General features: G+C 43.2%; 29 protein-coding genes, 1 tRNA gene and 1 pseudogene. 1 reads left to right on the top strand and 30 read right to left on the bottom strand.

Annotation, left to right across the window (positions count from 1 at the left end):
• The 19 genes and pseudogenes from AM305_RS11865 to AM305_RS10525 all read right to left on the bottom strand — a co-directional run.
• Positions 1 to 474 (bottom strand): annotated as a pseudogene (locus AM305_RS11865) (hypothetical protein); the annotation flags it as partial.
• Complete coding sequence (locus AM305_RS10440) at positions 474 to 1076, bottom strand: YmfQ family protein (RefSeq protein ID WP_005825880.1); 603 nt, start codon at positions 1074 to 1076, stop codon at positions 474 to 476. The gene AM305_RS10440 and the pseudogene AM305_RS11865, both read right to left, overlap by 1 nt.
• On the bottom strand, positions 1067 to 2134 hold the full coding sequence (locus AM305_RS10445) for a baseplate J/gp47 family protein (protein WP_005825882.1): 1068 nt from the start codon (positions 2132 to 2134) through the stop codon (positions 1067 to 1069). Before AM305_RS10445 ends, AM305_RS10440 begins: the two co-directional genes overlap by 10 nt.
• Positions 2134 to 2544 (bottom strand): phage GP46 family protein, encoded by a 411-nt coding sequence (locus AM305_RS10450; RefSeq protein WP_005752473.1) that lies wholly within the window; start codon positions 2542 to 2544, stop codon positions 2134 to 2136. The genes AM305_RS10445 and AM305_RS10450 overlap by 1 nt, the downstream gene beginning before the upstream one ends.
• Before the next feature lie 11 nt (positions 2545 to 2555).
• Positions 2556 to 3104: a phage baseplate assembly protein V gene (locus tag AM305_RS10455; RefSeq protein ID WP_005825885.1), complete on the bottom strand. Its 549-nt coding sequence runs from the start codon at positions 3102 to 3104 to the stop codon at positions 2556 to 2558.
• Between the two features lie 31 nt (positions 3105 to 3135).
• Positions 3136 to 3615, bottom strand: a complete 480-nt coding sequence (locus AM305_RS10460) for a phage baseplate assembly protein (protein WP_005825888.1) — start codon at positions 3613 to 3615, stop codon at positions 3136 to 3138.
• A gap of 3 nt (positions 3616 to 3618) precedes the next feature.
• Positions 3619 to 4386, bottom strand: coding sequence for a phage baseplate assembly protein (locus AM305_RS10465; RefSeq protein ID WP_005825890.1), 768 nt, complete (start codon positions 4384 to 4386; stop codon positions 3619 to 3621).
• Positions 4386 to 5750, bottom strand: a complete 1365-nt coding sequence (locus AM305_RS10470) for a DNA circularization protein (RefSeq protein ID WP_005825892.1) — start codon at positions 5748 to 5750, stop codon at positions 4386 to 4388. Before AM305_RS10470 ends, AM305_RS10465 begins: the two co-directional genes overlap by 1 nt.
• Before the next feature lie 9 nt (positions 5751 to 5759).
• A complete protein-coding gene (locus AM305_RS10475) occupies positions 5760 to 7652 on the bottom strand; it encodes a tape measure protein (protein ID WP_005825895.1) in 1893 nt (630 codons plus the stop codon).
• An 89-nt stretch (positions 7653 to 7741) separates the two neighbouring features.
• Complete coding sequence (locus AM305_RS10480; RefSeq protein WP_005825896.1) at positions 7742 to 8125, bottom strand: phage tail assembly protein; 384 nt, start codon at positions 8123 to 8125, stop codon at positions 7742 to 7744.
• Between the two features lie 2 nt (positions 8126 to 8127).
• Positions 8128 to 8481 (bottom strand): phage tail tube protein, encoded by a 354-nt coding sequence (locus AM305_RS10485; RefSeq protein WP_005825898.1) that lies wholly within the window; start codon positions 8479 to 8481, stop codon positions 8128 to 8130.
• A gap of 10 nt (positions 8482 to 8491) precedes the next feature.
• Positions 8492 to 9955, bottom strand: coding sequence for a phage tail sheath subtilisin-like domain-containing protein (locus AM305_RS10490; protein ID WP_005825900.1), 1464 nt, complete (start codon positions 9953 to 9955; stop codon positions 8492 to 8494).
• Positions 9955 to 10146 (bottom strand): DUF2635 domain-containing protein, encoded by a 192-nt coding sequence (locus tag AM305_RS10495; RefSeq protein ID WP_005825901.1) that lies wholly within the window; start codon positions 10144 to 10146, stop codon positions 9955 to 9957. The genes AM305_RS10490 and AM305_RS10495 overlap by 1 nt, the downstream gene beginning before the upstream one ends.
• Positions 10133 to 10711: a DUF1834 family protein gene (locus tag AM305_RS10500; protein WP_005825903.1), complete on the bottom strand. Its 579-nt coding sequence runs from the start codon at positions 10709 to 10711 to the stop codon at positions 10133 to 10135. Before AM305_RS10500 ends, AM305_RS10495 begins: the two co-directional genes overlap by 14 nt.
• Entirely contained in the window at positions 10708 to 11127 is a 420-nt protein-coding gene (locus AM305_RS10505; RefSeq protein WP_005825906.1) for a gp436 family protein, read from the bottom strand. Before AM305_RS10505 ends, AM305_RS10500 begins: the two co-directional genes overlap by 4 nt.
• Positions 11127 to 11531, bottom strand: coding sequence for an HI1506-related protein (locus tag AM305_RS10510; protein ID WP_005825908.1), 405 nt, complete (start codon positions 11529 to 11531; stop codon positions 11127 to 11129). The genes AM305_RS10505 and AM305_RS10510 overlap by 1 nt, the downstream gene beginning before the upstream one ends.
• A gap of 88 nt (positions 11532 to 11619) precedes the next feature.
• Complete coding sequence (locus AM305_RS10515; protein WP_005825910.1) at positions 11620 to 12543, bottom strand: Mu-like prophage major head subunit gpT family protein; 924 nt, start codon at positions 12541 to 12543, stop codon at positions 11620 to 11622.
• On the bottom strand, positions 12543 to 13607 hold the full coding sequence (locus AM305_RS10520) for a phage protease (RefSeq protein WP_005825911.1): 1065 nt from the start codon (positions 13605 to 13607) through the stop codon (positions 12543 to 12545). Before AM305_RS10520 ends, AM305_RS10515 begins: the two co-directional genes overlap by 1 nt.
• Positions 13608 to 13835: 228 nt before the next feature.
• Positions 13836 to 14270 carry a phage virion morphogenesis protein gene (locus tag AM305_RS10525; RefSeq protein ID WP_005825913.1) on the bottom strand — a complete coding sequence of 145 codons (435 nt, stop codon included), beginning with the start codon at positions 14268 to 14270 and terminating at the stop codon, positions 13836 to 13838.
• A gap of 63 nt (positions 14271 to 14333) precedes the next feature.
• On the opposite strand from AM305_RS10525, the gene AM305_RS12355 reads away from it, so the two are divergent.
• Positions 14334 to 14414: transfer RNA gene (locus AM305_RS12355), tRNA-OTHER, on the top strand.
• On the opposite strand, the gene AM305_RS10530 is transcribed toward AM305_RS12355, so the two are convergent.
• From AM305_RS10530 to AM305_RS10575, 11 genes are read right to left on the bottom strand one after another with little or no spacing between them, the layout of a single operon-like run.
• Entirely contained in the window at positions 14415 to 15746 is a 1332-nt protein-coding gene (locus AM305_RS10530; RefSeq protein ID WP_005825914.1) for a phage head morphogenesis protein, read from the bottom strand. It lies immediately after the preceding tRNA gene.
• Complete coding sequence (locus AM305_RS10535) at positions 15733 to 17292, bottom strand: DUF935 domain-containing protein (RefSeq protein WP_005825916.1); 1560 nt, start codon at positions 17290 to 17292, stop codon at positions 15733 to 15735. Before AM305_RS10535 ends, AM305_RS10530 begins: the two co-directional genes overlap by 14 nt.
• A gap of 2 nt (positions 17293 to 17294) precedes the next feature.
• Positions 17295 to 18815 carry a terminase large subunit domain-containing protein gene (locus tag AM305_RS10540; RefSeq protein ID WP_005825918.1) on the bottom strand — a complete coding sequence of 507 codons (1521 nt, stop codon included), beginning with the start codon at positions 18813 to 18815 and terminating at the stop codon, positions 17295 to 17297.
• Positions 18815 to 19384, bottom strand: a complete 570-nt coding sequence (locus AM305_RS10545) for a DUF3486 family protein (RefSeq protein ID WP_005825920.1) — start codon at positions 19382 to 19384, stop codon at positions 18815 to 18817. The genes AM305_RS10540 and AM305_RS10545 overlap by 1 nt, the downstream gene beginning before the upstream one ends.
• Before the next feature lie 33 nt (positions 19385 to 19417).
• Entirely contained in the window at positions 19418 to 19711 is a 294-nt protein-coding gene (locus AM305_RS10550; protein WP_005752497.1) for a VpaChn25_0724 family phage protein, read from the bottom strand.
• Positions 19708 to 20037: a DUF2730 family protein gene (locus AM305_RS10555; protein WP_005752500.1), complete on the bottom strand. Its 330-nt coding sequence runs from the start codon at positions 20035 to 20037 to the stop codon at positions 19708 to 19710. Before AM305_RS10555 ends, AM305_RS10550 begins: the two co-directional genes overlap by 4 nt.
• Complete coding sequence (locus AM305_RS10560) at positions 20034 to 20267, bottom strand: TraR/DksA C4-type zinc finger protein (RefSeq protein WP_005825922.1); 234 nt, start codon at positions 20265 to 20267, stop codon at positions 20034 to 20036. Before AM305_RS10560 ends, AM305_RS10555 begins: the two co-directional genes overlap by 4 nt.
• A complete protein-coding gene (locus AM305_RS12090) occupies positions 20260 to 20406 on the bottom strand; it encodes a hypothetical protein (protein ID WP_005825923.1) in 147 nt (48 codons plus the stop codon). Before AM305_RS12090 ends, AM305_RS10560 begins: the two co-directional genes overlap by 8 nt.
• Positions 20396 to 20668 (bottom strand): DUF2681 domain-containing protein, encoded by a 273-nt coding sequence (locus tag AM305_RS10565; RefSeq protein ID WP_005825924.1) that lies wholly within the window; start codon positions 20666 to 20668, stop codon positions 20396 to 20398. Before AM305_RS10565 ends, AM305_RS12090 begins: the two co-directional genes overlap by 11 nt.
• A gap of 2 nt (positions 20669 to 20670) precedes the next feature.
• On the bottom strand, positions 20671 to 20889 hold the full coding sequence (locus AM305_RS10570) for a DUF2644 domain-containing protein (protein WP_005752503.1): 219 nt from the start codon (positions 20887 to 20889) through the stop codon (positions 20671 to 20673).
• A 2-nt stretch (positions 20890 to 20891) separates the two neighbouring features.
• Positions 20892 to 21440 (bottom strand): N-acetylmuramoyl-L-alanine amidase, encoded by a 549-nt coding sequence (locus AM305_RS10575; protein WP_005825926.1) that lies wholly within the window; start codon positions 21438 to 21440, stop codon positions 20892 to 20894.
• Positions 21441 to 21449 lie beyond the last annotated feature (9 nt).

Raw genomic sequence — 21449 nt, forward strand, 5'->3', positions numbered from 1 at the left:
TCCCCCATTTCCATCAACCACAAAACACACCCCACCATCATCAGGCGTAATCATATCTTGCAAATCTGCCACAAACTCACCACCGCCAGTTGTACCACCTTCATAGTAGGCATCAACAAGAATCCGCTGACCATGCTCTGTCGGGCGGATAGTGCGAAGTTCTGCGATAGATTTACAACGTCCCACGAGTTTGTAGCCGTCAGCTTGTTTGAGGTTTTGGCTAAAATCTTCCACTTTATTTTCTGATAATTTACGAATAGCAAGCGAGATCTGATTTAATTGCCCTTTATTCGGTTGAATACCTGCATCATCTAAAATAGAAAGCAATTCTGCCTGCACCATATTAAACCAGTCTGCACCAGGATAGCTGATAGCGTTACCATGACCACCTTCCGTAAACCAAAGACGTTGAGTGTTTTTTACTGGTGCTAATGCAAAAGTAGAAACACCTGATTCATTGTCTAAGTGATACATTATTGAGCTTCCTCTTCATAAATAAATACAAATTCTAAATGAGCATATGCATAGCGTTTTAATAAACATTCCAACTCTTTATTACGCTCAAATAACACTAAATTTTTCAACACATCATCTAAACAAGTCGCTTGCCGAATAATTGATACGGCAGGACTGTAAATAAAAATTCGCCAATGGTTTTCCTGCTCATAAAGTGGATAAGTACAATCCCTCAAACAATGATGAGGATAATGATTCAAAACTCTTACTTTAAATCCTGCTTTTTGTGCGATTTCTTCTAGAAATAGCTTGCAATTCGAGCCAACTTCATTTTCTTTTTCTTGTACTTGCTGTTGTCGTTGTTCCAGTGTTTTACCTGTGATTTTTCGTCCGCATTCTGGCAAACCAAAAAAACCTTCCCATTCCTCAAGCAAAAGCGTGGCTTTCCCTGGCATTCTCTCTTTAATCAGTTGGTGAGCTTTATTGTTTACCTCAACAAGTTGGTCACATCGCACTGCAAGCACTTTAGTTAAATGACTATTTAAAGCTCTCTTCCAAGCCAATCCCACTGGGAGCAATTTCACCGCAGCATCTAAATACTGCTCCTGTGTCATAGCCATTCGATTTCCCCTAGCGTTGCAATGTTATCGGAGAGTAGTTTCACATCAGCAGTTGGATACATCACTCTATTGTCCACTTCACCTGCCGTGTTGGAAACAGTCGCACGGATTTGTGAGAGATAAAGCAATGCGCCCACGCCGGCATTGGCAAGATATGCGGCAAGGCTTTTGTGTACGGCTTGGCGTAGCGTTGGCGTATCAGGTGTAAGACGGATCTTAAAATTAACCGCTTGAAACTTTGGTGCAAATACATAAAGTTCTACATTTGCAGGCATACCTTCAAATTGTCCTGTGGCTTCGTTTTTATGCCCTGTAATGTAAGATTTCACACGGGCAATATCGTCAGCCGTGGGTAAAATGTCTTCTCGGTCATCACAAGCAAATGCAACACCAACAGTACCACCACCACAATAACGAGGGAAACACCACGCCCGAGTCACTCCAGCGACTTCCGTTGCCCAACGAATATAATCGTGTGGCGCACCGCCTGCGGGTGGGTTTTGTACTCGATATATCAAGCGAGCAAGTAAGCGAGATAAAGGCTCAATATCCGTACCACCTGTCATTGATTTCACGGTTGCAGTAGGCTGTAACCCCAAAATTGCTGAAGTTAATGAGAGAGAGACACCCACCGATAAATTCCCATCAGCACCTTCCGTTTCGCATTGCACGGCAATATCAGCCGTACCGGCTTTCACACTCATTTCGGTTGTTGTAATGTAAGTTAAGCCACTTGAGCTATCTTCAAACACCGTACCTTTTGGAATAGTAGTATCAATGGCTGCGGTCACAGTGAGATACCCCGAAGCAGTGGTTGCTTGCTTACGCACAATACCTTTATAAAGGCAGTATTCGATTAAGTATTCTTCTTCGGCGGTAGTCGGGATAATCTGACGGGCAAGCCAATCAAGGTGCATATGTTCCCCAGCACTCATTGCCGCACAAATACGGTTGAGCACACTTAAAACATTATTACGTTTAAGCGTTGGGAAACGGTGTTGAAATTGTTGCTCACCTTGTTTGATTAAACTTGATAATGTCGGAGAGTTAAAAGACATTAAAGGCTCCAGTTTGCTGTGAAAGTACGTTGCTCTGTGCTACCGTTTGGCATCACACACGAAATTTCTAACAACAGAACTGAAGGGGCTGGATTAGAAGCAAAAACTTGATAACTGCGAACTACCTTATCATCAAGCATCCACTGCAAGGCTTCGGTAGCAAAGCGTTGTGCATCATCAAGTACACTCGCTAATTGTTTAGAACGGCTCAACGTCCATAACTTTGAGCCCATTTGATAATCATCAGAATTAAATGAATTACCCCACCAACCACGCTCACCATCCACACGTAAATCAGTGAAAAGGCTAATGACAATGGCATTGGTAAGCGTATCATCTAATAAAAGCGACTCGTTATCTAAAACCAAGTCGCCTTCGCCATCTCGCCATTGCAAGGCTAAATCTGACATTTTACTGCTCCTTACGGAACAGGTTTACCCACTTTCTGCTCGTGGTCGTGGTCTTTTGCACTGATTCCGCCCGACTTATGATCTGTTGCTGTTGATGTTCCCATAATATCAACATCGCCTTTAAACGTTGTTTGCGGACTATCAAACGTAACTGTCTGAGCTTTGCAGTCAAGGGTTTCAGTTTCAATCGTGAATTTTTTACAAGAAAGGATGGCTTCGCCATTTTCGGTGAGTCGGAGTTGGTGACCATCTAAATGATACAACACAGAATCGCCTGCAATCAACCCAGCGGGACGCACACTTTTATCATCCACCACAACAGCAACCAAGTGCGAACGTTTTCCGCCCACCGACACCACAATCGCTTCACCCGCCTTGGGTACCGAATAATGCCCGTAATTTTGAAACCGCTCCACATCATCGGCAACCTCGTCGGATTGTAAGCGGAGCTGTAAATTTTGCCGAGCATACGCATCATTAACAACTGACACGACCGCACGGCTCACTAATAATTGCAACCCTCGTTTAAGTGGGGCAATCACCCGATTTAAAGCTTGCATAAATCTCCTTTAAATAACGTTTAAATTCGTATTAGACAAAACCTGTAAATTCAGCGACGTTATCTTTATCAGATTTTTTCGCTTTCTTCGATTTAGCTTTCTTGCCTTTTTTCGATGATTTTTTACTGCTTGTACCGTCCACATCGTCCAAGGTTTCATCGGCTGGTTCGTCAAATGCATCACGGTGCATTAATGTCATCACGGTCACCATACCGCTATCATCAAGGGTATAGTTGCAATCAACAATTAAACGCTCCACTTTATTAATGCCAAACAGTGGGGCATCAAGTACCACGACCTCATTAGGTAGCCAAAGCGAACCATCAGGTTTAAACCAACCCCGAACCTTTGCGGTGGCTTTCGAGCCTTCTGCGGTACGTCGTTTACGTTCCCAATCGGCACGTTGATAGCCACTTGCCCCAGTCATATTATCATCGGCAATAATAATGGTCGGACGATAACGAGTAATGGCAGGATCTTCCACTTCAACTTTTAAACCACTTGCACTCATTCTTTACCCCACAAATCCTGTAAACTCGGCTACGTTATCTTTATCTGATTTATTTGAATTAGAACTTTTGACCGCTTTATTTTTGGTTGCCACATCGCCTTTTTCACCGCCTTGCTCTGCATCACCAATGACCCGATAAAGCGAAAAACGTTGGTGCCAGCTATCCATCTGTTCTAACTCCAACAGGTTTACACCAAGCGTTAATTCACCCACGTGGGCAGTACTTGGTTCAGTAAACACTAAATTGCCGTCCACATCGCTTGTGACCAACACACCTTTATGGCGAGCGATTTTGCTTAAATTATCAAATGCCGTTTCCCCAGGTTCCACTTGCCATACTGGGATACGCTCATTAGCTTCTGCCGTGGTCACATTCCACACCACCTTAATCCCAAACGGCTTGCAAATCGCTTCAGCAATCTGTTTTGCCGTCTGGTTTTTAAATTGGTAGCTGTTGTGAATAATGGCACAATCCACCAAGTCGCAGGTTTTATCTCGTCCGCTAATATCAATCTGCTTATTTGTGCCTGAGATACTTTGCTTTAACTCATCTAAATAGCCTGTAATTACCGTTTGACCGCCCACTTTTAACACTAAAGACGCTCCAACTTTCAGTACCGATATATCATCCTCAGGACGTACTGCAATACCTAAATCAAAGCGACCGCTCATTGATTCAAGTGAACGTTGGATATTGACCGTTTTCCAACCAGAAAAGATTTTACCGTTTAAATACAACTCAATTTTAGGTAAGTTTTTTTCTTCTGCCATTATTGCAACACCTCAATGGTTGAACCGCCCAAACAAAATAACGGATGAGCAACGCCATTTCGCAACGCCAAGCGTTTCCACGTTACCGCATTACCGGTATGTTGATATTCCAACAATACTGCAGGGAAGGTATCTTTTAACGTAATATCCACCGCATTTGCTAACCGTTCACCACGCACTCGCAAGTCTTTTAACAAAATCAAACGATAAGCTTCAAGGACTTGATAACTTTTCCATTGTTCTGCGTCGGCGTTATCTAAAATAACCGCTTCCAGTTGCTCATCGACTTCAGTGATATAGCGTTGCACATCGGCTTTCGACTCAATCAACCCCGCCACCGTGCTTTCTGTTACCGCTTTTTGTGCCACCGATTCCGTAACCGCATCAGAGATTGCCTTGCCATATTCAACCGCAAGCGTAGACAGCACCAAACGTTTCAACAAGAAGGTAGTCTTATTCATTAAAGCATCAAAGATCTCTTGCTCGTGTAAATTACGAAACTGACGGCTTAAAATATCACTTTCACTCACATTGTTCGTTTTCGCTGCCATCATCTCATCTAGGGTACTTTTGCTGATTTCCGTTTTACCTGATGTGAGATTGTTTAATGCTGTGTCGATAGAGTCAGTAATAACAATATGCTGTACAAATTGTCGCTGTGAATTTACCGCACTTTTTACATTAAGTTTGGTCAAATCTTGCAGTTCTCTAGCCAACACTTTAGGGGTAAGTAGCAACCCATATAGGCGATTTTTTATTGATAACGCCTTATCTTTTACTGCGGTCAAGCCACTTACTGTATTTGCCACACCCTCAAAGACATTTTCAATAAACCCCATCGTCGTATCTGCTAAGCGATAAAGCGGATTATCGACCATTGACTCAATAAAGCCTGATACATCTTCCACCATTTCTGCGAATTCATCAGCAAGACTATCTAGCACACTTTCGTATTCTGTAAGGACAGAATAAGCCGTATCTTCTGCAATTTCCGGAGCATTGCTATCTAGTGCCGGTAAAAAAGTAATATCAAACCGAGTAACACGCTGATGAGCGGTAGAGTGGCGCATCCGATAATCATCAACACGCACTTCAAGCGTACCAAAATAAGGGTGTTTTAACGTGCCGGCACCATCTGCTTCTAATGCATCAACTAATGCTTCCGCTTGTGAAATATGATCATCACCAATCACCAAACAGCTTACCGAATAATGACGTAGGCGTTTGCCTAAATCTTCCGTTAAACCATCATTGCGTAAAGGATATTCGTGCGTAACAACACGACGTCCCCCATTTTGACTTTGCTCATCTTCAATTAAAAACGGGACGCCACGATAACTACCTTTGCCTGTCATCTTTGTCATTCATTACTCCTACCACATCCCCATACCAGGCCCAAGCGTACCCATTTGCACGGCAATATTCATATTGTCTTGTTTTTGGTTGGTTTGCACTTTACTTGCCGTTGCAGTCGCAATCAGATGTTCAGAGGCTTTCACCGCCACCTGAATAGTGCCATTTAATTCATTTTTTATCGGCTCAGGATCAGATAGATATTCACCCACCTCAGAGCCAAGCCATTCCCCTAACCAACTGCCCACATAAGAACCAACGGCAGCCCCCACCACTGGAATAGGAATAAGAGCTTGTCCGACAATAGCGCCTGCGGTTGCACCGGCAATAGAGCCAATCGCTTCCGATTTATCTTGAGTGCTTGATTGTTCATCCATTAAAACCATAGCCCCCTCTACCGCAGAAGCAGCCACATTCAAATAAGGTACCGCTCGGGTTGCAGTACGACTAATGGCAGATGTTGCCGCTTTAGTGGTTGCACTAAGTGATTGGCTTGCAGATTTCACTGTGTTTCCGACCGCTTGTGTTACCCCTTTATTAGCCACAGCTTTTTCTGCATTACTCGCCACCGCCGTGGTTACTCTGGCAACACGGTTTTTGCCATTGCCTTTTTTATTGTTTTGACGTTTATTTTTACGTTTATCCTGTTCAACACCACCATAACCACCGCCAAAACTCGCAGGAAAGTTCGTAACATAAACAGGCGTAACCCCCACAGTTTCCCCTAAAGCACCAGCCACATCATTAGCTACACCGCCTTTATTTTTACGAAATTTACCTACGCCCCATTTAGCAAGCCCCCAGCCACCTTTTACCGTTTTTTGGGTAATCCCCCAATTTGCCACTTTATTCGCAAGATAAAAGCCACCCACAAACTTGGCAATATTGCCATAGCCACCAGCTTGCTCTGATACCCACCCCATCACAGAGCCGACTTTCTCTAAAATCGGCTTAACATCATTCGCAGTTTCTTTCAGTTGTTTCAATGCATCGGTTAAGGTTTCGCTCACGGTTTTGGCAAATTCATCTAACGTGCCATCATCAATTTTGCTGTTCAGCCATTCTAAAAAGCTACCCAATTCTTTTTTTAGGCTATCAAATGCACCGTGCTCCATAAACTGAGCTTGCATCGAAACCCAAGTATCCTCAAGGTTTGATACCAAACCGTCCCAAGTTTTCATCTGTTCTTTGGCTGCACCTTTTGCATTTTTACCCATCTGCTTCCAAAGTGCGTCCAGAGCTGCCCCCTGCATTTTGCCGTCTTGGATCATTTTCATAATCTGCTTTTCGGTATATTTATTACCGGTGGCTTCAGCAAGCATTTTCAATACAGGCACATTACGTTCAAGCAGTGGCTGGATGTCTTCCCATGACATCTTGCCCTTGATTTTCATTTTGGCAAATGAGGAGATATAAGCGTTCAGGTTTTCCGTGCTACCACCGACTTTCGCATTCCAGTCTACAAGGGCTTGCAGAGAACCGTTCATCGGGTCAATTCCGGCAGTCATCATCTGCATTGCCGCATCTTGCACATCACCGAATGCCATTGGGGTATCGGTCGCAAACTTCTTCAGCCACGCCATTGCTTCATCGCCACGTTTACCGAATGTTTGTTTCATCCGAATATTTGCCATCTCAAAATCTGCCGCCACACGAATCATAGATTTACTCACCGCAGCAGCACCAGCACCAACCCCAACGCCCAAAACAGGCAACGCAATATTGCCAACGTTATTGATTTTTTGAGAAAGCGATGCAAGCCCAGAACCGACTTTTTTCACCGAATTACTGAGCTTATTCATATTAGAAACGCCCTTATTTGCCATCGTCGATAACGCATTGCCAAATTTGGACGCTTGTGAAGAGACATTGCCCGCTAAATTGACATAAAACGAAGTAGAATTATTTGCCATCTTTCTCTCCTGTATTTATGTACCCAATATAGCGTGGCAAGTTAAAAATAGGTCTAGATAGTAACCAGTCTGGATTACTTTTATAATGCTTAGCTAACAGCAGACACGTCTTTTCGAGTTTCGGTATCTGCTGCATCCAATCGCCCCCGCTCAACCACCTGTGTCGCTTTGGTTGCTTCCCAGGTTTCCGCAAACACGGAGATACGCTGCAAATCCTCAGATGTCATTGAACGCAACATTTTCATTGTGATTGGGCCTTGAATTTTGCCAATCGAAGCAATTTGACGGCGTAAGATCTCATAGCCAAATAACGCTGGTGATTTCACTAACACTGGTACGCCATCTGGCGACATAATCATTCGTTCTGCTGCAACTTCGGCATCCAGTAAATCCCCCGTGGTTAATTCACGCAACGTCACCTCATATTGCGGTTCATCCCCATACATTAATCCTGTTTGTAATACTAATTGCATAATTACACTCGCTTACACTGCACTGCAGCGAACTTGATTTTAATTTCACCTTTGCCCGTTAAACTTACCGCATCGACCACCCACGCATTTGCTAAAAGGTAAGTTTGACCAACATCGGTTTCAAATTCAATCGTAGCATTCGTAATATCTTTTAACGCCATTACGTCGGTTTCTGCATTGTTATAAAAAGTGGCTTCTACCGTCGCTTCTTCAGGGGTTTCTTGATAACCATAAACACGGCTACCTTTTACAGTCGCGCGAGTTACGCCACCAGGGGTAAGAGTAGCATCATCCCCTGAAGCATATTCCGCCCCATTAACACGGACATAAGCTACTCCTTGATATTGATTTGCCATTTAAAGCTCCTTATAAAATAAACTGAATTGCGTGTGCGTAAATACGGAATTGATTTACTAAATTCTCGTTTGAAAGCACATTTAAACGACATGGATTATTATCATCACGCTCAACTAACAACGTTTTTGCGAATGCATCAAAGTCTTCTACTAGACCTGCCCATTCTAATTCTGTAAACAATGCTAAAAGTTCGCTACGGATAATTTTCGGAGTTACAATCGCTTGCCCTGGTGCCACACGTGTGCCGTCATTGGCTAACTTGTGGCGTGGGTATTTCTGCGTAATGCGAGTACGAATCGCATAACGGATATAACTTAACGTCGCAATAGTTTCCACATACAGATAACTTTCATCGTTATCCCCAAATGCATTTTTTCGATACATCGTAATCGCCGCTTCAATTTGTGGCTGACTATTAGTATTGACGGTATAGGTACTTAAACCGCTATAAAGCAAAGTATTGCGTTCAGGTAAATCCCAACGGTCTGACATTGCTGGAGGCAATAAATCCATCACTAGCGTTTGTACAGGACGAGCAGGATCAATAGATAAAGACCCAGCTACCACCGCACCATAAGCTGCAGCCCAAATATAAGCAGGTTGAGGGCTATGACTGGTTGGCATCACACTAAACAAATAATCGTTGCGTTGTTCTGCAAACGTAGTCACAGTACCGTGTGTACCACGTTTTGCCATAAAGCAAATGCCATCAATCTGTTTGAGAGGCCCCCAACGGTTCACTAATTCTGTGCGTAACAGATTTAAGCTCTCTGTATCCGTAAATGGATTAATCACATAATGCCACCACTCAGCACCAAAGCCCGTAATTGCCTCTGACATAGCAGGGTTTACCGACCCACTTTGCATTGTAGTAATATTGACTTTAATCCCTTCGGGTAATGTTTCACCGGAGTAATAGTTACAACGCACATCAATATCGTTGCCCGCTTCGCCTTTAAATCGACAAGTAAGCGTAATAGTGCTATCGGAAACCGTTGCAGTAACAGGCACATCACTGTCTGCAGCAATCAATTTTTGTAATTTGGTTGCAAGCATTGCAGCCGTATCACCACTTGAAACCGCCTGCTTATAGTTTGTCCCTGCAATCATCAGGCTTAATGTACCCGCTTGCGTTGCTGTACCAACCAACTGTACCGAGCCTGTTGCTTTGGCACCGCTTTCCGCTTCATCTAACGGTAAACACCACAAATCCAACATATTATTGTGAGCTTTAAAGGTTTTCACCATTTCAGCCAACTGCGACCCACGACCAAACAAGGTTTTTGCTTGCGAATGAGCCGTTACTCGTACAGCTTGTCCGGCTGTTGCTGTGCCTGTTGGCAATTTCGTGCCAAGCATTAACACTTTTTGTAATGCTGATGGCGTACCACTGACTGCCTTGCTATTATCAAATTCAATATAGGTCAATGGCACACGAATTGCAGAAGGGATATTATTAAAAGAAATCGCCATTATGCGTTCTCCGTCTTAGTTTTTGTTTCTTTTGTGGTTTTCGTTTCTACTAATTCCACATCACCGTTTTTTAAATGTTTCAGCCAATAACTGCTTTGTGGCTTTTCTTCCCCTTTATCGTTTAAGGGTTCAAAAGTATCAGGATCTCGAATAATCAAGCCTGCTTTAGGTCTAATCTTAAACGTTGGCATCAATTCCCCCTTGTTCATCTGCTTGGGTTGGTAGTTCGATATGTAAACGAGTTTTACCATTAATAGTTCGCTCGTCAGTGTCTTGGTTAAAGGTATGGTCGTAAATTCTGAAATCCGCTAACACACTCTCATCTACAGCATTTGGTAAAGGCTGAGCCGCATTAAAATACATACCATAAACTGCCACGCCCATACCGCTTTGAGTATCGCTCCACAAATTTTGTACTGTCTGCAACTCAAACAACCCTGAAGGGCTTATTTGTTGTTTGTGTATACCCGCTGTTAAGGTTTCGACAATTTGGTAAATCCCCACATCATCTTTTCGCTGACCGTTCAACACATCAGCGACCACAAATATCCCCCAGCGAGCCGACACTAAGCGAGCATTTGCATTTGGTATTTGCCCAAGCCACGCCACATAAACCGCAGGTGGATTACGCACAATACGACGGATAGAGCTGTCATCCCATTGCCCAGGGTGTGTTTCGACTTCTCGTAGATAATCGCCACATACCCCTTTAATTTTGGCAATTAAAGCCTCACTGGTTTCGGCAATAATACTCAAATAAACCCCCGTGAATGTTCACGACTCCATACAGAGCCCGCACTTTCCATTACCGCTGAATTATCCGTTTCCACCGTTTCATCGTTTTCTGATAGCCCAAGTGCAATAGAGCCTGAAGCAACCTTTTCTAAAAATTTAATGCTATCTTCATAATCCAAACGAGCTTGGTCGGTTGCACGGTTTTTTTCTAAGAAATAGCGAGCAATGTAGCAACAATGGCGTTCTAACACGGCTGGCACCGTTTGCAGTGGTAAGCGATAACGACCAGCCAAGTAGCTATCAATGGTTTGCGACGCATCTTCTAACGCTTCTTGTACCTTGGTTTCGTCTAAGGTGCGATCACCATTTCGAGCAATGCTAAGTAACACATCAAGGGTATAGCGTTTAATAAGACTTGCTTGGCTGGCGTATAACATTATTCACCTTCTTTTGACGTAGTAGATGACATCGCCGTTTCAAGTAATGCCACTAAATCCGGTTTTTTCGCATCTTTAGCAAAGGCAACATTAAGCTCATTGAGCTTTGTTTTTAATTGCTCAACGGTTAAATCGGCTGGAACCAAGACACCGTCCACACGGTGTTGGGCTTTGTCATCCGAACTGTCTTGAGATAACCCTTTTGATAAGTCATCAAGTGGTTCCGTCGGCATCGGGTCTTGAGAGCCAAATACCAAACGTGGGTCGGCTTTGAATTGCTCAATTTGTGCCGCCGTGACGTCCATAAGCAAGTTAGGGCCTTTTTGTAAAGCGAAACCAGCACGGCGATAACCATCTTGCACTTTGCTATGCACCACAACTTGATAGCGTTGTTCTTTTTCCATTTCATTTTTCCCCCGTTAAAACCTCTTTAAATACCATTTAAACGGCGGTCGAATTTGCAAAAAACAGCTCAAATCCGACCGCTTGCAATTAGAGATAATCTGCAACGATAAGCTCTAAACGCCCTTTAAATTCGTTGTCTACGGTTGCCCCGTTTTCAACACGGAATTCACGTTCAAGTAATTGCGTAGCTTCTTTCTCAAGAGATGGAGGTACGACAATATGCGTTGGTTTAATCCCTAAACGCTTATCGCCATCACCACGCACCGCACGCATTGCTGAAATGGCTTTCCAAAGGTTTTCAGCAGTCAATGCACCTTTCACGGCATGAGCCTGTTGCCAAAAGCCATATCCCACATTTGAACGACTATCTACACCGTAGGTAAACGTATTTTTCATAAATACTTTTTCATCGTTTAAATCAGTAATCTGCGCCGGAGTAGGTGCTTTACGCTCTTGGAAAATAATCGGTTTTAAACTGCGAGAGCAATCTAACAAATACCAAGCCTTATCTGCAGTAACACTGGTGCCATCATCAGTAATATTGCTAACGGAGACAGGACTTGTTCCATCCACATTTGCACCAACAGGGTGATCGGTGTCAAAGAAATACTGCCCGTCATAACAAACCGTAGTAAAACCTGCTTTTAATGCACCAAACACTAATTCATCAGGTTTTTCTGCTGCAGCACGACCAAGCTCTTCAATCAATGGGCTATAAACACCAACATTGTCATCTTCAATGTCAGTTTTCTTAATCTCTACACCGCTTGCCCAATCTTTGTTTACAATCGAATAACCGTGAGACTGAATAGCGGTTAAAGTACGATCACCAATCCATTCGGTTAAACCAGGCATTTGACCTAACCACGCATAAGTATTTGATGCGGTGGTAGATTTCACCAAAGTCGCAATCTTGCTATATTGCGAAGGTGCTTTTGCCAAACCTTCTTTAAAGTTTTTACCAAAGCCAACAAATAGGGCTTTGACGAGTTCAGGGGTTACATTTGCCATTATTTAGCCTCCAGTTCTTTTGCGTAATCAGCTTCGCTAATACCGAGCAATTTTGCAGCTTCTTTATCCGCTGCACTTAACACGGCTTCGCCTTGGGTTTCTTTCGTCACTTTCGTGGTTTGCGTTTGCATTGCGGATAAGGCAGCAATTTGAGGGCGTTTTTCTAGCATTGCAGATAACGCCACCACACCTTGCTGTTTGCCAAAATCTTTCAAGTAATCCACTTCGGACTCAATCGCTCGTCCCTCTTGACGGGCTTTCGCAATTGCATTATCAATTTCTACTTCATCGGTTTTAGCGGAAAGTGCTGCAACCTGTAATACCATTGCATCATAAGTGGCTTTTGGCACATAAGCGGTTAAATCAACCTCTTTTGATGCCGCACTCAATGCTGCAACTTGACTATCTGCGTGGGCTTTATCTGTTTGCAAAGCGTCCAACGCATCTAGGGCGGTTTTCGCTTGTTCTTCGGTAAGCTCTGCACCTTCGGCGATTTCCACACCGAGTTTTGCGAGTAATTTACGCAACTGTTCTGGCATTTGATTTTTCTCCTGCTGGTCTGTCATTGCCGAAAGCACCGCTAACCGTTGCATACCTGTAACACCAGGATCGTTAGTTAGAGCTGCCATTCGGATTTCTAATGGTTCGCCTTTTTCGTTGTAAGGGAAAACGGCAGAAAGGAAAGCAAACTCACCCTCTTTAATTTGCTGATAAGCCTTGGGTGTCCAACGTGGCTTAATGTATAAACCTTGACGTTCGTCATCATCAAACCATTGAATTTCCCCATCGCTAAACCAACCGGCAGCAACCACATTTCCCTCATCAAGGCCTTTTTTGGCTTTAAGCAGAGTAGCGTGGTCATAATCGACTAAGATGTCTTGCTTGAGTGTTTTAGCTTGTTGAATTAATCGGTTAGCAATGGTTTCATCCATAAACCAATGTGGTACATCGGTCGGACGACCATCTCTTGCCCGAAATTCACCTTTAGGCAAAAGTTGTTGCCAACCATCAGGGCTTGTAAGCTGTGCCGTTAATACGGCTAAAGGGCATTTATCTACTTTCATAGCCCCATAATGACAGGAAAAAGGAAAAGGTTAGTTTGCGGTGTTTCAAATGAAAAAGCCTCCGATTTCTCGAAGGCAACAAAAAGAATAGAACTGTAATAACGGAATACCGTTTAAATGCCGTTTAAATCGCCCTACAAGCGTTTAAATTATTTTGACCGAAGAAGAACACCAATAAGCAATAAAATTCGCTTAGCGTGCTTCTGTGATGTTTTTCGCTATTTTACATCAAGCCTGAGCGACTTTCGATAATTCACGGTTTAAAATAGCCGTAATTTCTTCCACACCATCATTCCCCAAACCAAGAAACGGACGAGCAGGCATTTTCGCTGTACCCATTTGGTGAAATTGCCCATAAGGTTCTGAAGCACCAATCACCGCAAAACTATCGCCATAATCAATGTTAAGGCTTTTTACCAAATCACCGGATATTTGTAAAATATTGCCTGTGTAACCTCTATTATGCCGATATTTTTTATAACGTTCATCCAACTTCGCCCACGTTTCACCCTCAGGCGTTTGCTCTTTGTCAAAAGCTGTTTCCGCTTCTTGCATTAAAACACCGGCAATCTTGCGAGTAATATTACGCCCTTCGACTGTTTCCGTGAGCTTTTTAAATTTGTTTTGAATGGCACGGGTATCAAATTTAAATTCTAAATGCATGATTATTTCCGTTTAAAATTTGACTTTGTTATTATATAGGCGTAAATTAATCACAACAGTAAGTGCTATGTGGCGAAATGGTAACGCAGCATTCCCATTAAAAATGGCATATGTATATCGTGGGTTCGACCCCCACCATAGCACTTAAAGTTTACCTTTAATCACAATATAGTTCCCACCTGAAACTTGTCTTTTTACATTATCCATATTGACTTTATAAGCATTGATTATCGCATCAACCTTTTCTTTTGGCTTAATTGGATGGTTATTTGGCACATCAACGATTACTTGAATAGTACGCTCTTGGTTGATATAAATTAAATTATTATGCCCTTCTAACGTATCCCAAAGAACTAAACTAGGATTAGCAACTATTCGTGATAGCTCTGCGTATTCTTCAACACTTAAACCAACTCCACCTTGATGGTGCTTATTACTATTAGAGTGTTCTAATCGTTTTTCTGCCATTACTAACACCAATTCAGGTTTCAGCTTGTTTTGAGTAATTTCAGCTACTTTTTCCGAAATTTCTGTTGAAACAAATCCTGCTGAAATATATCGCCAACTCGCCCCACGTTTACCAAGATGGGTAAAGACCCACTCCGCAAAGGCTTTATGCCGTGCTTCGCTGTTATTAATTGCCTGAATAGTCTGTTGCCGTAACTCCCGATTTTTCACTTGTTGCAACTTACGCAACACAGCCACATCAGTACCAAATGCTGCAAACCCCACGTTATAATTCCAACCTGCACCGACTTTCATCTCACCTTGGTCGGTTCTAATTTTGCTCACCGTAGTGCGAATTTCTTCACCCGTGTCTTTATTTATACCGGCAATAGCGGTTTCTGAACTTATTTCGCCTGTACTTTCCGACACATTCAACCCTTGCTTTTTAAGAGCAAACTCACTCAAAGCACGCACTCGACAACGACATCCCCAATCATTTGGCGGATACATCGTCTGCCAAATCGGATCATCAGCACGGTAAACTTTGCCGTGCAACGCTAAATGGCTGGCACGAGTTCGGCTATCTTTGACGGCAACATACTGCCAGTAAGGTTGCTCATCCACATTTGCCATTTGTGTGGCATAGCGAGCGGCGTGGTAAGCGGTCGATTTATTCGTGCGTAAAATGGTTTTTAAACGGCGTGGGCTACCTAACTGCACTGTGTTGCCGTTTTCGTCCACGGTTTTTCCCCACCACCCCAACTCTTTTAACATAGGTTCAAGGTTTTTAATATAATCACGTTCCGACACACCGTCTGCAATCGCTTTTTCCGTTGCCCAGCGAAGCGTATCTAACACTTCTGCCCGAGTCGCTTTTGCAACGGTATAAGCCCGAGCGTGAGCTTCTGCTAATTGCTCGTGCCAGTCCCAAGTAATATTCACGCCCTTTGCCTTTAAATAGTCCACGGCTAATTCAGGCTCAAGGCGTAATACATACCCCATATCAAGCTCGTTATTATCGTTTGGCATTGGCTCGTCCTAACAAATCACTCACAAAAATGGCACGAGTAAGGATTTTCTCCAACTCACTATCGTCCATATCGGCATAAAGGCTGGCTAATTTGTCTTGGGCAAATTCATAGCCGCCTTCGGCTAACGCTTCCACTACCGGTTTCAACATCGGATCAATAATAGCTTGATAAGCTTCCGCCGACGGCTCTAACGCTTCAAGCAAATCATCAGGATCACGTTGTACGGATAACACCGCCATTTTCTGATGAGATTGACTATTAAGATAAGCGGTCGGATTAGGTTGATTTCTTGCAAGCACCTCTTCATTTTCGCTGGCAATCGGCACTTGTAATTTATCGTGCGCCCACTGCTTAGGAATTTTAAAACCAATATCCACCAATTTATTTAAGCCGTCCGCAAAAGCGTTTAAATCTTCACTTTCTGCAATATCAAACTCTAAGCGTGGAATACGGCGAGCATCATTAAACGACTTACAATTCAAGGCATAAAGCGGATAAACAATATCACGAGTTAAGGTAGCAGCAAGGCGTTTTAAGTCTGCATTGCGTACTTCTAGTCGCACATCGTTATGCACATTACCTAAAGCGTTGGTTGATGTTGCTCCGTCTGCTTGGCTGGTGAGCGTTCCACCTAAAATCGCTTTACTCATTGACTTTTCTGCCCAGTCAATCATTGCCATAAAGGTGGCATCGGAACCATCTGCCGCTTTCTGAAATTCAATCTCCATGCCTCTTGGGATAATACCGCCTGCGTTATGCCCAATAGACATCACCGCTCGCAATAATGTTTGCTTTTCCTTTTCGCCAGCCCCTTCAGGGAATTTACCTAAACGCAACGGTAAGCCATAGATTTCCAAAAATTCCGCAAAATCACGCAACGAATAATTTTTAAAAATAAACGGCCAAACCAAAGTACGTACCAAACCAATACGACTTAAATAACCCGTCTTGGCTTTAGCAATATGTTTCACCCAGCCAAAAGGCTGTAATTCCACACCGTGAGCGGAACCATCTCGTAAACGTAAACTGTTACGCTCAAATTGCGGGGTCATAAACCACGCTGGATCACGCCAATGTACACCTTTAATCAAGGTCATATTGCCGTGCGTTTCCCACTCAATTTCTTGGCAAGAAAAGCCTTTTAAAATGGCATCGGTAGCATCAAAAATACAGTCATCAAACCACACTGCATCACGCAAGATTTCTTCAATCATTTCCGCATCACGCTGTTCTTCGGGCGTCGCATTAGCAGGTGGCACAATTTGCCAATCTATGTTCAATATTGCTCCACGACGTTTACCGAGTTCAGATTGCAAATGGGCATCTTTTTCTTCCATATCCTCGGCAAGCTCTGCCTGTGCGACCAAATCTCCTTGCTCTGCATTGCGTAAAATACGAGCCGCTTTCATCGGTGTTAAACCACTGGCAGGGTGATCACTGTAGTGGTGCTGTAATGCGGCCAAACGGCTCTCATTTTCCGTCTGTAGCGTGTCTTCAAACCGAAACGGATTACCGTGGATATCTAAAATTGTGCTGGTTTTCATTGTTAATAATCCCATTCTGAACGAAAAATACTGTCATCATCCCTGTTATCATCGGAATGTTTAGCGGGTAGCGGAATAAAATCAATCTCACCCCCGGTCATATAACTTGCTCTTACCGCCATACAATAAGCAACGGCACTATCACCGTGGCGTTTGCCAGATTTGCCTTGTGTGCGATTTTTATCAATCTTCGGCACACCGTTAATCACAACGATATGACCTTGGTCTAAGATGATCTCTTCATTTTTGGGAATACGGATTAAATCTGCCTCGTATAAGGCTTTATATTTCGGCATCCACTCCCGATACCATTTATCATTTAATTGCACCGTTTCCACCATCGACGAACCATAACGGATTAAGGCAGCCTCAGCTAAATAGCCTCCATTACCGGTGGCATCAAAGGCAGAACCGATAAAACGGGGCAATTTGGATAACACAAACAACATAATCTGTCGTTGTTGGTTATATGGACAGTTACGAATTTCTAGGGTAATTTCCACATTGCGAGCAGTATTGGGTAATGTCGCTACCACGGCGAAAACACTCAAATCCCCAGAGCGAGCAAAGTCCACACCAAAACTATGACGATAATCTTTATTGAGATTTTCTAACTCAGGTAAAACCTCGTTTAACAGCCATTCCAACGTTAAAATTTCACGCTCTTCTTCAGTCCATTCCATAAACCGAGCATCGCATTCAAAACGTAAAATCACCTTGTTTTTATCCGCAGCTCTATCCACTAACGGACGGGGCAAATAACCGCCAGAACTACGTTTTGGCACGCAGTAATACTCTTCGAGAGCATCTTCTTCCGTTGCGGTTTCACGCAATAATCCTGATTTCCATTCCTCTTCTAATTCCGCTGACCACGGACGTTTACTTACCTGACAAATACGTTGATAAAGCCCTTCACGGCAAGCATCATCAAGGGTAATCGTATGGATAGAGTAACTTTTACGCCCAGCACGGCTATCTTGGATCAGCTGATTAAAGAGATTATCGACACCATTATGGGTAGAAATTAAGCGGACTTTCGCTCCCCACATTGTTAGTGCAAGTGCAGCTTTCAAGACTTCAGCAAGCTTCTCGTGGAAAGCGGCTTCATCAATACAAACCACCCCTTGCATACCACGCAAGTTCTTCGGGTTCGAAGACAATGCTTTAATTTTGAAACCTGAAGCAAAGTAGATAACGTAAGTTAAAATATCCTTGTCTTCATCTTCGAAAAGTTCTTCTTGAATTTGACCGCTTGCACGGTTGAATTTACTTGCCCACATTGCACAAGCATCAATAAATTCACGAGCCATTTCTTTGTTTGAGCCGATATAAAACACATCTGAGCCACCATCAGACTTATTTCGGCTTGCAATCAGAACATCATCAGCTGCTTCCGCCCACGTTAAACCTGTACGGCGAGATTTTTCCGCAATCTTGAGTTGGCTCTCATCAGCAATCCAACGTTTTTGATACCCAAGCAACAATTCATTCGGGTCAAAAGGGATAAAATCAGGCAGTTTCATTATGCAATCCCCAAAATTTCGGCTTTCAGTTGTGCGACTGTTGCTTGCGATAACCCAGCTTGTACCACCACTTTTTCTGCGGTTTCTGCTGCTTGCAACGCCACTTCTTTCCGAATAGCCTGTTCACGTTTAAAGCTCAAACTTTCCGCTTGCTCTAAACGTTGCACAGCAGAAGAAAGCAAGGCGATAGATTTCGGGTCTGCCGTGCCATCTTCACTCATTCCAAGCGAGGTTTCAAAGGCAATGTTTTTGACGATTTCCATCAACATTTTGCCAATGTCTGACTGCGGTGCTTCGCTAAATTGCTTCGTCCAAATTTCCGCAATCTCACGGCTTTGTCGGATTTTGGCTCCCATTTTTTCCATTCTGCTGGCATAACGGTTTAACCCTGTTTTACTCAACTGCATTTCTTCAGGTAAGCCACAATCACGAATTAAGTCATTGATTTCGGCTAAAATTTCAGCCTGCGAATACTGCTTATCACGCAACATCATCGCAAGCTGAGTTTTAATATTCGGTGGTAATAAATCGACCTTACTGGCACGTCCACGAGTGTTTTTTTCTATCATTTAAACGCTCCTTAAATATCGTTTAAAAACCGTTTAAATTTTTGGACGAGGGCGTTTAACACCATCTACAAAAGCTTCACCGTTAGCCACATCTAAACCACGCTGAGTAATTTTAGCCACCATAAAATTGCCTTGTAAACGTTCGATTTGTACTAGCCCTTGTTCTTCAAGCCAGTTTAAATGATTACGGACAAGATCTCGGCTAATTTTATGCCCATAGAGAGCAAGGCAGTCATCTAAAATGCTTTCGTTTGCATCGTAGCCAGCGTCAGCCAATGATCGCAAAATCACAAGCCGTTGGTCTTGGGTAAAAATATCTTTCATCATTTTTTACTTACTTCCTTTTCAATCAACAACTGTACTTGGTGCGACAAGCCTTTTACTTCAGTGCGTAAGGCTTGCGTTTCCCCTTTCATCTCCACCACCGCAATGCGTAAATCAGTCACATCCTTTGAGCTAGGCAAATGTAACAACTCATTTTCGACTTCATCTACTCGGTGCGTGGTTTTCGTCACCGTCTCTTTTAACTCCGAAAAATCACTTTTTTTGACATAGCGGCTGTCCATTTTTAACCAAAAGACAGACGCTAACAGTCCAGCCAGCGTTAAAATAATGCCCCAGTGGGCTTTCAGCGTATCTAATACTTCAATCATTTGCCGTCCTCGTAATCTTGTTGGCAACAGCAACAGATACAACGCACGGCAAAAGGCACAGCTCGTAAACGTTGAATAGGAATAGGTAAGCCACATTCAATGCAATCACGACCACTTAACGCAATCTGTTCAATTTCATCATCGGATAATTGATTTTCTAAATGTGGGGCAAGTTGGAGCGAAAGCAGTTGCTCGTCCTGCTCCATAATACGATCTACATCATCACTCATTTTGTTTCTCATTCTTCTTACCGACATCACAGATTTGTCGATAAGTATTGTTATGCACTAAGACTTGACGTAGTGTTTCGGTTGTATCCTGACGACTGGCTTTAATTAAATTAAAGCCGGCACAACTACTATTCGTCACCTCGTAAGTCACCGTTTTGCTGCAACTGGTCAAGAATGCTGTCACGGCTAGAGCGACTAATATTTTCTTCATACTTTTTTCTCACTTCATAATTTTTCACTTGAGCTTCTGCCACTGCTTTTTCTGTTTGTAGCTGATGGTTTTGCTCATTTAATTTCTCATTTTCTTTACGGGCTTTTGCTACTTGCCAACTTTTATAGCCCACAAAACTCGCCAAAGAACCAGCCAATAAAGCGAGAGGGATAATCTTTTCTACAATCATAGTCATTCCTTACGTTGTAATGCGTTGGCAAAACCCTTGGTCGCAACTTGTCCACCGCAGAACAAGGCAAATACAGTAAATAATTCGCCCACGTTGGCACGATCTAAATACACCGAATACGCCAAGATAATTGCCATTAAAATGGCACCAAAGAACTGGATAAAAGCAGTGGTCGATAGTCTGCCATTGTCGTTGGTAATCAATTCAGAAAACTTAGCCATTGTTATTCCTTAAATAAATGTTCCACAAACACGGTTTCACCACGGTCAAGCCATTCCCATACATCAAAATTAGGACAAGTTTTTACCCATTCGTTAGGCGTAATAGAACCATCACCATCAATATCCGGGGATAAATCACGATGCCCATATACTTTTGCTCGAGGGTGATTGGCTTCTAATTGTCGTAATAACAACTCAAGAGCGTGCCATTGTGCTGTCGTAAAACGAGCGTAGCTTTTCTCCTTGCCTTCCCCCACGCCGCCGACCAAACAAATACCCACAGAATGAGTATTATGCCCACGCACGTGAGCCCCGATTTCCCCAACCTGACGCCCGGTTTCGACCGTGCCATCTACATCAATCACAAAGTGATAACCAATATGCGAGAGATGAGAGTTAAAGTGACGCACTGCATTAGCTGAACGACGGAAGCCCCGTGCTTTATGCCAACTGTCAATGATTTGTGCCGATGATTTGCCTTGTTGTGCAAGGCTTTTGCCGTTAGTTGTCGCAGAGCAATGCACCACGATTTTTGTGATAGGTAAGGACATAAAAAAACT

It is taken from the genome of Actinobacillus minor NM305, from assembly GCF_000175195.1.
In the GTDB taxonomy this organism is placed as follows: domain Bacteria; phylum Pseudomonadota; class Gammaproteobacteria; order Enterobacterales; family Pasteurellaceae; genus Haemophilus_A; species Haemophilus_A minor.